Genomic DNA, 395 nt, shown 5'->3' on the forward strand with positions numbered 1-395 from the left:
AATCACACTAAGCATTAAACCCGGTACAATGCCAGCTAAAAACAGGTTGCCAATAGACACGTTCCCGATATAGCCGTACATAATTAAGGCTATCCCTGGTGGAATGATCGGTGTAATCAGAGACGTTGCCGCCGTTAATGCTGTCGAGAAAGCAGGCGGATAATTGCGCTTCGTCATTTGCGGCACAAGTACTTTGGACTGCATGGCCGCATCCGCGATATTAGACCCCGACAAGCCTCCCATCAGCACACTGAGCAATACGTTGACTTTCGCTAGCCCTCCTGTCATATGGCCAGTCATGACTTGGGCGAAGTTAAGCATTCTTTCCGTAATTCCGGTATAGTTCATCAGAATCCCTGCTGTTATAAAGAAAACGATCGCAAGGAGAGGAAAGG

At 47.8% G+C, this 395-nt stretch carries 1 protein-coding gene; it reads right to left on the reverse strand.

The genetic code is table 11. The features are described from left to right. A partial coding sequence (locus CHH91_RS17940) for a TRAP transporter large permease subunit (RefSeq protein WP_141234191.1) occupies positions 1-395 on the reverse strand: 395 nt, incomplete at both ends.

This window comes from Virgibacillus sp. 7505 (assembly GCF_002272135.1).
Taxonomy (GTDB): Bacteria; Bacillota; Bacilli; order Bacillales; family Amphibacillaceae; genus Terribacillus.